The sequence below is a fragment of the Methylobacterium sp. ap11 genome (assembly GCF_900110515.1).
Taxonomy (GTDB): Bacteria; Pseudomonadota; Alphaproteobacteria; order Rhizobiales; family Beijerinckiaceae; genus Methylobacterium; species Methylobacterium ajmalii.
Genome location: NZ_FOEB01000006.1, coordinates 144,549 through 157,121, shown reverse-complemented (window position 1 = coordinate 157,121; position 12,573 = coordinate 144,549). Strand labels below are relative to the sequence as shown.

The 12,573-nt window shown below is 72.1% G+C and carries 12 protein-coding genes and 1 tRNA gene; 7 read left to right on the top strand and 6 right to left on the bottom strand.

Annotated elements, in window-relative coordinates; all coding sequences use genetic code 11:
* Window positions 1-29: 29 nt before the first annotated feature.
* Window positions 30-593: a hypothetical protein gene (locus BMX97_RS11060; RefSeq protein WP_348273120.1), complete on the bottom strand. Its 564-nt coding sequence runs from the start codon at window positions 591-593 to the stop codon at window positions 30-32.
* 285 nt (window positions 594-878) lie between these two features.
* Window positions 879-954 (bottom strand) — tRNA-Lys (locus tag BMX97_RS11055).
* 128 nt (window positions 955-1,082) lie between these two features.
* On the opposite strand from BMX97_RS11055, the gene BMX97_RS11050 reads away from it, so the two are divergent.
* Window positions 1,083-2,159 (top strand): hypothetical protein, encoded by a 1,077-nt coding sequence (locus BMX97_RS11050; RefSeq protein ID WP_091749402.1) that lies wholly within the window; start codon window positions 1,083-1,085, stop codon window positions 2,157-2,159.
* Here the strand turns inward: BMX97_RS11050 and tgt are convergent, their stop codons facing one another.
* Both tgt and queA read right to left on the bottom strand, forming a co-directional pair.
* Window positions 2,160-3,293 (bottom strand): tRNA guanosine(34) transglycosylase Tgt, encoded by a 1,134-nt coding sequence (gene tgt, locus BMX97_RS11045; protein WP_091749398.1) that lies wholly within the window; start codon window positions 3,291-3,293, stop codon window positions 2,160-2,162.
* A complete protein-coding gene (gene queA / locus BMX97_RS11040; protein ID WP_091749395.1) occupies window positions 3,290-4,375 on the bottom strand; it encodes a tRNA preQ1(34) S-adenosylmethionine ribosyltransferase-isomerase QueA in 1,086 nt (361 codons plus the stop codon). Before queA ends, tgt begins: the two co-directional genes overlap by 4 nt.
* Before the next feature lie 128 nt (window positions 4,376-4,503).
* Here queA and BMX97_RS11035 point away from each other — a divergent pair, with 128 nt between their 5' ends.
* The 4 genes from BMX97_RS11035 to BMX97_RS11020 all read left to right on the top strand — a co-directional run bounded on the left by BMX97_RS11035 (window position 4,504) and on the right by BMX97_RS11020 (window position 7,504).
* Window positions 4,504-4,710 carry a hypothetical protein gene (locus tag BMX97_RS11035; protein WP_091749393.1) on the top strand — a complete coding sequence of 69 codons (207 nt, stop codon included), beginning with the start codon at window positions 4,504-4,506 and terminating at the stop codon, window positions 4,708-4,710.
* A 164-nt stretch (window positions 4,711-4,874) separates the two neighbouring features.
* Window positions 4,875-5,762, top strand: coding sequence for a cation diffusion facilitator family transporter (locus tag BMX97_RS11030; protein WP_091749390.1), 888 nt, complete (start codon window positions 4,875-4,877; stop codon window positions 5,760-5,762).
* A 67-nt stretch (window positions 5,763-5,829) separates the two neighbouring features.
* The gene (locus tag BMX97_RS11025; protein ID WP_091749387.1) at window positions 5,830-6,126 is read left to right on the top strand and encodes an alkylphosphonate utilization protein; all 297 of its coding nucleotides are present in this window, start codon (window positions 5,830-5,832) and stop codon (window positions 6,124-6,126) included.
* A gap of 526 nt (window positions 6,127-6,652) precedes the next feature.
* Complete coding sequence (locus tag BMX97_RS11020) at window positions 6,653-7,504, top strand: PhzF family phenazine biosynthesis protein (protein ID WP_091749384.1); 852 nt, start codon at window positions 6,653-6,655, stop codon at window positions 7,502-7,504.
* On the opposite strand, the gene BMX97_RS11015 is transcribed toward BMX97_RS11020, so the two are convergent.
* Complete coding sequence (locus BMX97_RS11015; RefSeq protein WP_091749381.1) at window positions 7,488-8,597, bottom strand: branched-chain amino acid ABC transporter substrate-binding protein; 1,110 nt, start codon at window positions 8,595-8,597, stop codon at window positions 7,488-7,490. The two genes, BMX97_RS11020 and BMX97_RS11015, sit on opposite strands and share 17 nt — an antisense overlap.
* A gap of 264 nt (window positions 8,598-8,861) precedes the next feature.
* On the opposite strand from BMX97_RS11015, the gene BMX97_RS11010 reads away from it, so the two are divergent.
* Entirely contained in the window at window positions 8,862-9,830 is a 969-nt protein-coding gene (locus BMX97_RS11010; protein WP_091749378.1) for a D-2-hydroxyacid dehydrogenase family protein, read from the top strand.
* A 38-nt stretch (window positions 9,831-9,868) separates the two neighbouring features.
* Here BMX97_RS11010 and BMX97_RS11005 read toward each other — a convergent pair whose 3' ends face one another.
* Complete coding sequence (locus BMX97_RS11005) at window positions 9,869-11,038, bottom strand: polysaccharide biosynthesis/export family protein (RefSeq protein WP_091749375.1); 1,170 nt, start codon at window positions 11,036-11,038, stop codon at window positions 9,869-9,871.
* Window positions 11,039-11,302: 264 nt separating this feature from the next.
* Here BMX97_RS11005 and BMX97_RS11000 point away from each other — a divergent pair, with 264 nt between their 5' ends.
* Complete coding sequence (locus tag BMX97_RS11000; RefSeq protein WP_091749371.1) at window positions 11,303-12,571, top strand: lipase family protein; 1,269 nt, start codon at window positions 11,303-11,305, stop codon at window positions 12,569-12,571.
* The last annotated feature ends 2 nt before the right edge of the window (window positions 12,572-12,573 follow it).

Sequence of the window (12,573 nt, the reverse complement as noted above, 5' to 3'; positions counted from 1 at the left end):
CCGCGATGGGATCGTGCCCCGTCGTGGGATCACCGGTCGCGGGGCGGAGCCTCGTCGGCGTCGCCGTCCTCGACCTCGCCCTCGCCCTCGTAGAGGTCGTCCTCGTCCTCCGCGCCGTCGTCGTGCGGGGCCCCGTTCTGGGCCTGGACCTCGTCGTCGCGGGTCCGCGGCTTGGTATAGAAGTTGCCGACGAGCAGCGCCTCGCCGGCGCCGACCATGCCGCTCAGGTAGGCGTTGATGGTCGCCGGTGCGGCGTCCGGCAGGGCGCGCAGGATCTGCGGCTGCGACAGGCCCTGCGGCCCGGCCCCGTCGATCAGCGCCTTCAGCCGCCCCTTGGTCGAGTTCGCCCGCGGGCCCCGGGGGCCGCGCCGCCCGCTCGCCCGCGCCTCGGCGCTCATGCCGCCGGCGCCCGCGAACCCGCCCGCCGGGCCGGCCGCCGGCCGCGCGAGGCCGAGATCCTCGATCGGCGTATCCTCGACGATCGCCCGCAGCGCGTTCTCGGCGAGCCGGAGCTTGGCGAGTTCCGCCCCGATCCGCTCGTACTCGGCCTCGAGCGCCGCGCGCCGTTCGCTCACATCAGCCAAGGCCTTCATGAGCGCATCATTCTCCGACATTGCCCCTCCAGACATTCTGGGCAATGGCTCGTTGCATAGGTGTCCGACAGCGTCAACGAAGACCCGCACGACCGCAGGGATGTCCCCGCGTCTTGCCCGGGATACGGCCGCCGCCGCGACGCCGGTGGTCCGGTCGACCCGGCGCGTAGACTGCGGACGAAAGACCCCGCGAACAGTCGAGACCGACATTTCCCGTCATGCGATACTCGCGCCACGGCATTTGCCGTGGGCTGCAGCCACATCGCTTGAATGTCGGAAGAAGAGTGGTGAGCGCGCTGGGACTCGAACCCAGGACCTACAGATTAAAAGTCCGTTGCTCTACCAGCTGAGCTACGCGCCCGTGCTCCCGGGATGAAGCGCGGCGCTGGCGGGCCGGCCCTGGTCCTGTTCGGAGCATGGGCGGACATAGGGGGTTGACGCGGCCGGGTCAACCGGGAGACCACGGCCGCCCACAGAACCCCCGTCGCCATGTCCCCTGCCCCCGCCCCGTCCGCCGATCCCGCGACCGTGTCCGCCGCGGCCTGGCGGCGTTTCGCCGGCCTCCTCGTCGGGGCGGCCGGCGCGCTGGGGCTCCTCGTGCTCGGCTTCGTGACGCTCCTCGACCCTTACGGCCTGCGTGCCGCGCCCGGGCGGGCGCCGGGGCCGATCATGGATCTCAACCAGCGCTTCATGTACCCGCAGGTGGTGCGCAGCGGCGCCTACGACGCGGCGGTGTTCGGCACCTCGACGGCACGGCTCCTCGATCCGCAGGCCCTCGACCGCGCCTTCGGCGGGCGCTTCGCCAACCTGGCGATGAACGCCGCGACGCCCTGGGAGCAGACGCAGCTCGCCCGGCTGTTCCTCGCCCGGACCTCAGCGAAGGCGGTGCTGTTCGGCCTCGACGCGCCGTGGTGCGAGGCGGATGCGGATGCAAAGCGCCTGACCTTCCGGGCCTTTCCGCCCTGGCTCTACCGCGAGCCGCTCGCCTGGAACGCGCTCCTCCACCAATGGAACCAGCAGAGCGTCGAGATCGCCGGACGGGCGCTCCTCCACCGCCTCGGCCGGATGAAGGCCCGCATCCGCGGCGACGGCTACGAGGTCTTCACCCCGCCGGAATCGCTCTACGACGCGGCCCGGGCGGCGGCCCATATCCACGGCGAGGCGCCCGCACCCGACGCGGCGCCCGCGGCCGATCCCGCCACACCGGCCCTGGCCTGGCTCGACGAGCTGCTGGGCCTCGTGCCGGCGGATGCCCTCAAGCTCGTCGCCTTCATGCCGGTCAACGTGGCAGCGCAACCCCCGCCGGGTAGCGCCGGGGCGGCGCGGGAGGCGGCCTGCAAGGCGCGGGTGACGGACATCGCCCGCCGCCGCGGCGCGACGCTGGTCGACTTCCGCATCCCGTCACCGGTGACGCGGGACGACACCCAGTACTGGGACGCGCTGCATTACCGCCTGCCGGTCGCCGGGCGCATCGTCGATGCCCTGCGCCGGGCGGTGGACGCGAAGGCCGACGACCCGGACGGGTTCTACCGCGTGCTCGCCGCGCCGCGGGCGACGGGCCCGTGATCAGGCGGCCCGGTCGCGCTCCGCCTTCTGCCAGCCCTCGCGGGTCTCGCCGATGAAGTCCTGGAGCCGCCCTTCGGCGATGGCCTTGCGCAGGCCAGCCATCAGGTCCTGGTAGTAGGACAGGTTGTTCCAGGTCAGCAGCATCATTCCCAGTATCTCGCCGGCGCGGACGAGGTGGTGCAGGTAGGCCTTGCTGTAGAGGTTGGCCGCCGGACAGGTCGATTCCGGGTCGAGGGGGGTGTTGTCCTCGGAAAACCGCGCGTTGCGCAGGTTGAGGCGGCCGTGGCGGGTATAGACCATGCCGTGGCGGCCGGCCCGGGTCGGCATCACGCAGTCGAACATGTCGATGCCGCGGCTCACCGCCTGGACGATGTCGTCGGGCGTGCCGACGCCCATCAGGTAGCGCGGCTTGTGGGTCGGCAGGTGCGGCTCGACGGTCTCGATCATCGCCAGCATCGTCGCCTGCGGCTCGCCCACCGCCAGCCCGCCGACGGCGTAGCCCTTGAGGTCGAGGTCGACCAGGGCCCTGGCGCTCTCGACGCGCAAAGCCGGGATATCGCCGCCCTGGACGATGCCAAACATCGCCTTGCCGGGCTGGTCGCCGAAGGCGATGCGGCAGCGCTCGGCCCAGCGCAGGGAGAGGCGCATCGCGCTCTCGATCGCCGATTCGGGCGCGGGCAGGCGCACGCATTCGTCGAGCTGCATCTGGATGTCGGAGCCGAGCAGGCCCTGGATCTCGATCGAGCGCTCGGGGCTCAGGAGATGCGTCGAGCCGTCGAGATGCGACTGGAACCGCACCCCGGTCTCGTCGAGCTTGCGCAGCCCGGACAGCGACATGACCTGGAAGCCGCCGGAATCGGTCAGGATCGGGTAGGGCCACTGCATCATGGCGTGCAGGCCGCCGAGGCGCGCCACCCGCTCGGCACCGGGGCGCAGCATCAGGTGGTAGGTGTTGCCGAGCACCACGTCGGCGCCGAGCGCCTTCACCTGCTCGGGATACATCGCCTTGACGGTGCCGGCGGTGCCCACCGGCATGAAGGCCGGGGTGCGGATGACGCCCCGCGGCATGCGGATCTCGCCGGTGCGGGCCGGGCCGTCGGTGGCCGCGACGGTGAAGGTGAACTGGTCGGTCATCGCGTCTCCGCCCGGAAGAGCAGGCTGCTATCGCCGTAGGAATAGAAGCGGTAGCCGCGGTCGATCGCGGCGGCGTAGGCCGCCCGCATCGGCTCGAGCCCGGCAAAGGCCGAGACGAGCATGAACAGGGTCGAGCGCGGCAGGTGGAAGTTGGTCATCAGCGCGTCGACCGCGCGGAAGCGGTAGCCGGGCGTGATGAATATGTCGGTGGCACCGGTCCAGGGCCGGATCGTGCCCTCCGAATCGGCCGCGCTCTCGAGGAGCCGCAACGCCGTGGTGCCGACGGCGACGATGCGCCCGCCCGCCGCGCGGGCCCGGTTCAGGGCCTCCGCCTCCCCCGGCGTGATCTCGCCGATCTCGGCGTGCATCCGGTGGGCGTCGGTGTCGTCGGCCTTGACCGGCAGGAAGGTGCCGGCGCCGACATGCAGCGTCACCCTCACCTGCGCCAGCCCGGCGGCGTCGCAGGCCGCCAGCAACTCCGGCGTGAAGTGCAGGCCCGCGGTCGGGGCGGCCACAGCCCCGGGCTCGCGGGCGTAGACGGTCTGGTAGTCGGCCGCGTCCTGCGCGTCGGTCGGGCGCTTGGCGGCGATGTAGGGGGGCAGCGGCAATTCGCCGAGCGCCGCCACCGCCTCGTCGAGGGCGGGGCCCGCGAGGTCGAACGCGAAGGTGGTCTCGCCCCCCTCCCCGCGCTCGACGATGGTGGCGTCGAGGCGGGTGAGCCCGCAGGCCTCGCCCTCCCCGGCCGCCCCGAAGCTGACCCGGTCGCCGACCCTCAAGCGCTTGGCCGGCCGCGCGAAGGCGCGCCAGCGGTCGGGCGCCTCCCGCAGGTGCAGCATCGCCTCGAGCCGTACCGTTCCGCCGTCGCGGTGGCGCAGGCCGCGCAGGCGCGCCGGGATCACCCGCGTATCGTTGAAGACTAGCACGTCGCCCGGACGCAGGAGGCCGGGGAGGTCGCGCACGATGCGGTCCTCCGGGGGGCTGCCCGGATGCAGCAGCATCAGGCGGGCGCCGTCCCGCGGCACCGCGGGCCGGAGGGCGATGCTGTCCTCCGGCAGGTCGAAATCGAACAGGTCCACGCGCATCGCGCCCTTCAGCCAGGATTCCGCCGCCGGATCAATGGGGCACGGGCGCTCGCGGGGCGGAGGATGGCGCGCCGGCCTCCGGCGCCCCATCTGACATCGCGTCGTTTCGTCCGTCCGGAGTTCCCGTCATGCCCAGCCATCCGACCCTCGATGCCGAGCTCGTCGTCTGGTGGGAGTGCGAGGCCGCGCGGCTGGAGAGCCTCGCGTCCTCCGCCCGCTTCGGCTTCACGCGCCGGCACTACGCCCACAAGGCCGCCGCTGCCCGGGCACGGGCCCAGGTGAGCCGCCTGCGCGAGCAGGCCCGGGAGCCGGCTCCCCGGCCCGCCATCGGCTGAGCGGGCCCGCGCCTTCCCCTGAGGAATAGCCGGCGCCCGAGGTCTTAGCCGGGGCTAAGACCTGTGCCGTGGCCTTCCGGCACGCGGCGCCGTATGGGAGCGGCGCCGGACCGCGGCGGCGCCCTCCGCGCCGCGGCGGCACCCTCGTGCCTCGGAACATCGTCATGGAACGCGCGCAAGCCGCCGCCCTCGCCAGTGCCGGGGTCGGCCTCCTGGTGCTCGGCCTCAAGTTCTTCGCCTGGTGGATCACCGGCAGCCTCGCGCTCTACTCGGACGCGCTCGAGAGCATCATCAACGTCGTCGCGGCGATGACGGCCTTCGTGGCCCTGCGCGTCGCCGCCCAGCCCGCCGACCAGAACCACCCCTACGGCCACCACAAGGCCGAGTACTTCTCGGCGGTGATCGAGGGCGCGCTGATCATCGTCGCGGCGATCGTCATCCTGCGCGACGCCTACGACGCGCTCCAGGCGCCCAAGACCCTCGACGCACCGCTCGTCGGCGTCGCGGTGAACGGGTTCGCCACGGTGATCAACCTCGTCTGGGGCGTGATGTTGGTGCGGCGCGGTCGCGACTGGCGCTCGCCGGCCCTGGTGGCGGACGGAAAGCACGTGCTGGCCGACGTGTTCACCTCCGGCGGCGTGCTCATCGGCCTCGGGCTCGCCGCCGCGACCGGCTGGGCGATCCTCGATCCGGTGATCGCGGTCGTGGTGGCGCTCAACATCCTGTGGTCGGGCGGCGCCATGGTGCGCGATTCGGTGAGCGGCCTGATGGACCAGGCCGCACCGGCCGAGATGGTGGGGCAGATCCGCCGGCTGATCTCCGAGCACGGCGAGGGCGCGCTGGAAGCCCACGACGTGCGCACCCGGCACGCGGGTCAGGTCACCTTCATCGATTTCCACCTCGTGGTGCCGGGCGAGATGACGGTGGCGGAATCCCACGCCATCTGCGACCGGCTGGAAGCCGCGATCGAGGGGGCGGTCGAGGGCGCCGTGGTGACGATCCACGTCGAGCCCGGCGAGGAGGCCAAGCAGCGCGGCCTACCGGTTATCTGAGGCGCGGCCCCTTGCGGGGGGCCGTCCCCACCGGCGACAACGCCCCGGCAACGGAGGACCGACGAGCGTGACGGGTGCGGACGACGACTACGTGTACGACGAGGCGACGGGCGAGTGGCGCCCGGCGAGCGAGATGCAGGCCACCGCGACCCGCGAGGTGCGCGACGCCTCCGGCAACGTGCTCACCGACGGCGATGCCGTCACGCTGATCAAGGACCTGAAGGTCAAGGGCGCCAACCAGACCCTCAAGCAGGGCACGGTGATCCGCTCGATCCGGCTGACCGACGACCCCGAGGAGATCGATTGCCGCCACGACACGATCAAGGGTCTGGTGCTGCGCACGGAGTTCGTGCGCAAGCGGTGAGGCTATTTTTTTGGTCTTTTTCGTTCCATCCACGATCTCGTCCCGGGACGTTATTTCATCGAAGATGGGTCGAACTCGAAGGAGGCTTCCAGGAATCGCAGCGGCCTCCGAAAGTCTGCTTTGAGGTCAGTCGATCTTTGATTACCTGCGATCTTCGATCGCCAACGCCCTGTAATGGCGCGGTGACGTAGAAGGGGTTGGTTCCGACGGGGAATGGCCCACGCGGGACGGCCATCCGGGGTGGGCCGGCCGGTGGACGTCGTCGACACCTGGGCCGCGCCAAGACCGACTGATAAGGCCGACCGATCGATCTCTCCCGCTCCCGAGGCTGGCAATGGAGGAAATCGGGCAAGGAGGAGCTTCGTCCACGCTCCTCCCGCCGCCATGCTCGAAGTCGCACGCACCCCGATCGCATCCGAAAAATGCGATCGGATGGTTGCTCAGGATGAGGTTCAGGCTGGGAGGGGGCAACGGAATCGGGCACAGAAATCCGTGGCGGCACGAGCCGCCGGCCGGAGGCCCGAGCATGACCGCCCGCTTCGCCCTGATCGATGTGTTTCACGACGGCGCCTTCACCGGCAACCCGCTCGCCGTGGTGAGCGGGGTCGAGCCCGACACCGCGACGATGCAGGCGATGACCCGGTGGTTCAACCTGTCGGAGACGGTGTTCCTGCTGCCGCCGACCGATCCGGGGGCCGATTACCGGGCCCGCATCTTCACGCTCGCCCACGAATTGCCCTTCGCCGGCCACCCGACGCTTGGCGCCTGCCACGCCTGGCTGGCCTTGGGCGGCGTGCCGCGCCGGCCGGGGCGGATCGTGCAGGAATGCGGCACCGGCCTCGTGCCGATCCGGCAGGAGGCCGACCGCCTCGCCTTCGCGGCGCCGAAGCTCTTGCGCGAAGGGCCGGTGGACGAGGCCCTGATGCGGGAGATCCTGGCGGTGCTGCGCATCGCGCCCGAGCGGGTGGTCGAGGCGCGCTGGTGCGACAACGGGCCGGGCTGGGTCGGGGTGATGCTGGCCTCGGCCGAGGAGGTGCTGGCGGTCGAGCCGATCCGACGGATCGAGGGCCGGATCGATGTCGGCCTCGTCGGTCCCCACGCGCCGGGCGCAGACGTGGCCTGGGAGATCCGCACCCTGTTCGACGGCGGCGCCGGCGCGCTGGTCGAGGATCCGGTGACCGGCAGCTTCAACGCGGCGGTGGCCGGCTGGCTGCGCGAGACCGGCCGTACCGCCGGGCCCTACGTCGCCGCGCAAGGGACCAAGCTCGGCCGCCGCGGCCGGATCTTCGTCGATTACGACGGCGCCGACTGGATCGGCGGCCGCACCCTCACGGTGGCGGAAGGGGTCCTCCCCCTCGACCTCAATTCGCGTAGGTGAACACGCCGTCGCGCCAGACGTAGAGCACGTAGCCGGGCGCCGTCACGTCGCCCTTCTGGTCGAAGCCGACATTGCCGAGCACCAGGGTGAAGCGCTCGGAATGCAGCGTCTCGGCGATGGCCTTCGGGTCGGTCGACTTGGCGAAGTTGCCGGCCTCGACCAGGGCCTGGAGCGCGGCGTAGCCGTAGAGGGTGAAGCCGGCGGGATCGATCCCGTCGGCCTGCAGCGCCTTCACGGCGGCCGCCGCCTCGGGCTTGCGGCGCAGGTCCGGGTTGAAGGTCATCAGCACGCCGTCGCTCGCCGGGCCGGCGAGCGCGCCGAACTCCTTGGTGGCGATGCCCGAGGTGCCGAACCATTGCGGGCGGAAACCCGCTTCCGCGGCCTTGCGCACCAGCTTGCCCATCTCCTGGTAGTGGCCGCCGTAATAGACCACCTCGATCCCCGCGCCCTGCAGGCGCTTGATCAGCGCCGCGTCGTCGGTCTGCCCGGGCACGATCGCGGCGAACAGGGTCTCGTTCTGGCCGATCTTGTTGAGGTTGCCCTTGGTGGACTCGGCGAGGTTCCGCGACAGCGGCGTGTCGTCGTAGAGGATCGCGATCTTCTTGTCGCGGAAGCGCTCGGCCAGGATCGTGGCCGAGAGCCGGCCCTGGTCGTCCTCCCGCCCCGAGACCCGGAAGATGGTGGGCAGGCCGCGGTCGGTCAGGCGCGCGGCGTTGGAGGCCGGGCTGATCATCACGGCGCCGGCCGCCGCGTAGACGTCGGAGGCCGCGAGCGAGGCGCTCGAGCAGACGTGCCCGATCACCAGCCGCACGCCGGCGCGCACGAAGCGCTCGGCCACCGCCATCGCCTGGCCCGGGTCGCAGGCATCGTCCTGCACGTCGAGCACGATCGGCTCGCCGCTGATGCCCCCGCGGGCGTTGGCGTCGCGCACGGCGGCCTGCACGCCCTGGAGCACCTGCTCGCCGATCCCCGCGACCGCGCCGGTGCGCGGAACCGCGACCCCGACGGTCACGTCGGCCCGGGCCGGTCCCGCCCCGGTCACGAGCGCCCCGATCGCCAGCCACAGGGCGGCGACGGCCCTGGTGCGCGTCATCCCCGGCGCTCCCGCTTGCAACGACCCACTCCGACCTCCGGCTCGGCTTCCTCGGCGTCTCGCCGGCCGCTTAGCACGACCGCAGCCCCCTTGTCCGGCGAGACCGACGGGCTTGGCCGACCGCCCGCTCTATCGGGCGCGAGCCCGCGGGGGCGCAAGGGGGCCGCGACGCGTCAGGGTGCAGCGGGAAGCATAGCACGGACGGCGCGGCTGGAATGCCCGCCGGCGCCGGGATAGGGACGGATCAACAGGAGGACGCGCACGATGACACAGGCTCACGGCATCCGGGTCGCGGTGCTCGACGACTACCAGGGCGTGGCGGCGGGGCTCGCCGACTGGGCCGGCCTCGGTCCCGACGTGGCGGTGGATTTCTTTCACGAGCCGGTGCCGGCGGCGGAGGCCGCCGCGCGGCTCGCCTCCTACGACGTGCTCTGCCTGATGCGCGAGCGCATGCCGCTCGACGCGGGCCTGGCCGCCGCCCTCCCCGCCCTGAAGCTCGTGGTGTTCACCGGCGGGCGCAACCCCTCGGTCGATACCACGGCGCTCCGGGCCCGCGGCGTCACCGTCTGCAACACCCGCAACGGCGAGGGCGGGATCGCCACCGCCGAATTGACGGTCGCCCTGATGCTGGCCTGCGCCCGCGCCCTGCCGCGGGAATTCGCCAATATGGCGAATGGGCGCTGGCAGGAGACGCTGGGCGAGGGGCTGGAGGGGCGCACCCTCGGCCTCGTCGGGCTCGGGCGGATCGGCGCGCGGGTCGCGGCGGTGGGCCGGGCGCTCGGCATGCGGGTGACGGCCTGGAGCCCGAACCTGACGCCCGAGCGGGCGGAGGCCGGCGGCGCGGCCCTGGCGACCCGCGAGGCACTCTTTTCGCAGAGCGACGTGATCAGCCTGCACATGGTGCTGGCGCCCTCGACCCGCGGCATCGTCGGGCCGGCGGAGATCGCCCGGATGCGGCCGGACGCGATCCTGATCAACACCTCGCGCGGACCGCTGGTCGACGAGGCGGCGCTGGTGGCGGCCTTGGCGCAAGGCCGGATCCGGGCCGGGCTCGACGTGTTCGACCGCGAGCCGCTGCCGGCGGACCATCCGCTGCGCAGCCTGCCGAACGCGGTGCTGACCCCGCATCTCGGCTACGTCACCGACAGCACGTTCCGGATGTTCTACGAGGACACCGTCGAGGCGATCGCGGCCTGGCGCTCGGGCGCGCCGGTGCGGATGGTGACGGCCTGAACGCGAAGGGCGGGCGCCGGACGCCCGCCCGATCGCCCTTACCGGACGCCGGCGTAGACCGAGGCGCCGGCCGAGACCGGCGCCGTGATCGTCGAGAACACGCCGAGCACCTTCTGGACTTCCGTGAAGGGAGCGTTCGAGACGTAGACGAGGTCGCGGTTGCGCATCCGGAACGCCTGGCTGACGAACAGGCTGTTGGGATCGCGCATGTTGATCCGGTAGACCACCGGCACGAAGTTCGAGGAGAGCAGCGGGCTGTTCGGCCGCAGGCGGCGCACCACCGAGGCCGGCTCGAACCGGAACAGGAACACGCCGGCCGGATCGGCCTGCAGGTCCGAGAGGCCGCGGGCCTTGGCCAGCGCCTGGGCGAGCGTGATGCCCTCGGCCGAGAACGGGATCTCGGATTGCGCCCCGAGCGCACCCACCGCCAGGAAGGTCTGGGGGTCGCGCACCAGGGTGAGAGTGTCGCCCGGACGCAGGAAGATGTTCTCGCGCGGGTTGGAGACGATCGCCGTCAGCGGCACCGTCGCGGTGGTGCCGCCGCGCGACAGCCGCACGAAGGTCTCGGAGACCGCCGCGCGCACGCCGCCCGCACCCGCCACCACGTCGAGCAGCCGATCGCCCTTGGTCGAGAGCGGCACGCGGGCGCCCGCCGTCACCTCGCCGGTCACCGTCACGGCGGTGCTGGTCGGCTGGACGACGGTGACGATGACCTGCGGCTCGATCGCCTTGCCGGCGAGCTCCTGCTCGATCTGGGTCTGGACGTCCTGGACGCGCTTGCCCGCCACCTGGACGCGGCCGGCATACGGCACCGTGATGGCGCCGTCGCGGGTCACGGTCTGGGGCGGAATGGTGGCCGACTTCGAGCCGGAGGAGAACCGGTCGATCGACAGGGACCCGGAGAACAGGCCGCCGGTGCTGGCCTCGTAGATCGTCACCGCCACGATGTCGCCGACGCCGATCACCGGCTCGACGGAGGGACGCCGGTCGCCGAAGGACGCGAGCAGGCTGTCGAGGGGACGGCCGCGCAGGGCCTCGACCGTCGCGGCGTTGACGTCGACGATCTCGTAGCGGGCGAGCAGGCCCTGGTCGGTCGCCACGTCGGCGCCCGACTCCACCGCGCTCGCCGTGGGGCCGGCCGCGGGCAGGAAGTTGGAGCAGCCCGACACCGCGAGCGCGGTGCACAGGGCGATCGGGATTGCGCGCATCAGGGAGATTGCTCGTCCTTCGCTTGAGAGTGGTCCCTAGCCGAGTCGAGGACCGCTGTCCGTGGCCGGCGTGTCACAGTGGCTCCGGGAGCCCTCCCCTAGGGCCGTCTTCCCCGCTAGACACAGGGCGGCGAGGGGCCGGGGCGGTATCCTTCGTCATGTCGTCCAACCACGACACTGGTTACCAAATCACGGCTTTAGGACGGCGCGGGCACCGGCCACGGATCAGGGCGAGGCCGGGCACGAGCGGATGGCGGGACAGAGATGACCACACAGATCGGCTTCACGCCGCCGGATTTGGCGCCGCAGGCCCCCGGGCCGGTGCGGCGGCGCCACGTCGTCTACCTGCCGGGCTACGATCCCGAGGCGGGCAAGCGCTACCGGGCGCTGTTCGCCCGCGAGTTCACCCGCTACGCCAAGCGCTTCGACCTCGCGAAGCGCAGCATCACCCGGGCCGAGACCCGCCCCGACGGCCTGGTCCAGACCTGGACCGTGGAGACCGGACGGGACGGCGCCGAGACCCACACCACCTACGAGGTCCTGCTCTGGGACGACCTCGTGCGGGCGGATTTCCGCCGGCCCTTGATCGCCTCGATGGCGCTCCTCACCGCCGGCATCCTGCACGGTGCGGTGACCGGCAAGCTCTTCCGGCTCTACGGGCTGAACTGGAAGTACGGCAACGTCATCCTGTACCCGTTCGGCATGACGCTGATCCTCGCGGCCCTCGCCGCCGTGCTGGGCCAGGGGGTCGCCCATCTCGCCGCGGGCTGGCTGCCGGGCCTCGCCGCGGGACTCGTGGGCGCGCTCGCCGGCATCGGCCTCGTGCTGGCGGCGACCCCGCTCCTCGACCGGATCTTCCTGCGCCAGCTCATCAACGACTGGGTGTTCAACTGGCAGCACAGCAACGGCTGGCGCCGGGACTACGAGGACCGCCTCGCGCTGTTTGCCGCCCACGTCGCCGGGATCCACGAGGCCGGTGCGGTGGACGAGATCCTGATCGTCGGTCATTCCTCCGGCGGGCTCACCGCCGCCGAGGTCGCCGCCCGGGTCCTGCCCGCGACCGCCGGGAGCGCGCCGGGGCCGCGCCTGTCGCTCCTCACCCTCGGGGCCGGGCTGCCCCTCGTCGCCATCAACCCGCGGGCCCGCGGCGTGCGGGCCGAATTGATGAGCCTCGTCGCCACCGACAGGATGGTCTGGGCCGATTACCAGGCGCCGCAGGACTGGATGAACTTCCCGGGCTTCAACCCCGCCCGCGACCTCGGCGAGACCCCGTCCGGCCCGGTCCGCAACCCGGTGATCCGCTCGACGCAGTTCCGCGACATCATCGTGCCGGAGGTCTACCGCCGGATCTCGTTCCGGCCGTTCCGCATGCATTTCCAGTTCCTGATGGCCAACGACCTGCCCGGCGAGTACGACTTCTTCGCCCTGACGCTCGGGCCGCAGGCCCTGCGCGAGCGGGTGCTCACCCCCGCCATCGTCCCGCTGCGGCCCGAGACGCCGCCCGAGACGGTGCCGGTCCACCGGGAAATCTGAGG

Bases quoted from the DNA above. Each gene is read 5' to 3' on its own strand.
- BMX97_RS11060 (WP_348273120.1), bottom strand. From the start codon at position 593: ATGAAGGCCTTGGCTGATGTGAGCGAACGGCGCGCGGCGCTCGAGGCC.
- BMX97_RS11050 (WP_091749402.1), top strand. From the start codon at position 1,083: ATGTCCCCTGCCCCCGCCCCGTCCGCCGATCCCGCGACCGTGTCCGCC.
- tgt (WP_091749398.1), bottom strand. From the start codon at position 3,293: ATGACCGACCAGTTCACCTTCACCGTCGCGGCCACCGACGGCCCGGCC.
- queA (WP_091749395.1), bottom strand. From the start codon at position 4,375: ATGCGCGTGGACCTGTTCGATTTCGACCTGCCGGAGGACAGCATCGCC.
- BMX97_RS11035 (WP_091749393.1), top strand. From the start codon at position 4,504: ATGCCCAGCCATCCGACCCTCGATGCCGAGCTCGTCGTCTGGTGGGAG.
- BMX97_RS11030 (WP_091749390.1), top strand. From the start codon at position 4,875: ATGGAACGCGCGCAAGCCGCCGCCCTCGCCAGTGCCGGGGTCGGCCTC.
- BMX97_RS11020 (WP_091749384.1), top strand. From the start codon at position 6,653: ATGACCGCCCGCTTCGCCCTGATCGATGTGTTTCACGACGGCGCCTTC.
- BMX97_RS11015 (WP_091749381.1), bottom strand. From the start codon at position 8,597: ATGACGCGCACCAGGGCCGTCGCCGCCCTGTGGCTGGCGATCGGGGCG.
- BMX97_RS11010 (WP_091749378.1), top strand. From the start codon at position 8,862: ATGACACAGGCTCACGGCATCCGGGTCGCGGTGCTCGACGACTACCAG.
- BMX97_RS11005 (WP_091749375.1), bottom strand. From the start codon at position 11,038: ATGCGCGCAATCCCGATCGCCCTGTGCACCGCGCTCGCGGTGTCGGGC.
- BMX97_RS11000 (WP_091749371.1), top strand. From the start codon at position 11,303: ATGACCACACAGATCGGCTTCACGCCGCCGGATTTGGCGCCGCAGGCC.